The following is a 335-nucleotide window of genomic DNA, read 5'->3' as shown; positions in this document are numbered from 1 at the left end:
AGAAAAATGACATTGCACTTGATAAATTGAGTGTCAAAGAGTATGAAGATCCATTTTCAGATGGCAGTTTTAGAACGAGATAAAAGCCCGTTGTTACGGGCATTAGTCAAGTAATTATAGCACTAACCTGAACGAAGTTCAGCGAACGTCTTTAGACGTCGCTGGAGAGAAACGGCTTATAGCCGGTGTACAAGCCACCCGTTTTCACGGGTGGTTATGACTGGCTCTTTGTCAACTGTAGTGGGTAGATGAAAAGCTAACACCTAGAGAGGACGAAATTCGTTCTCTCTTTTTCAATATTCAAAGCGATGTAAATCTTAGTTTTAAAGTTCTTA

The 335-nt window shown here is 40.0% G+C and carries 1 pseudogene; it reads left to right on the top strand.

From position 1 onward, the window contains the following. Positions 1 to 83 (top strand): annotated as a pseudogene (locus C1E99_RS15335) (IS200/IS605 family transposase); the annotation flags it as partial. Positions 84 to 335: the final 252 nt, after the last annotated feature.

It is taken from the genome of Streptococcus suis (genome assembly GCF_002964045.1).
Lineage (GTDB): Bacteria > Bacillota > Bacilli > Lactobacillales > Streptococcaceae > Streptococcus > Streptococcus suis_U.
This window is presented reverse-complemented; position numbering and strand designations above follow the sequence as displayed.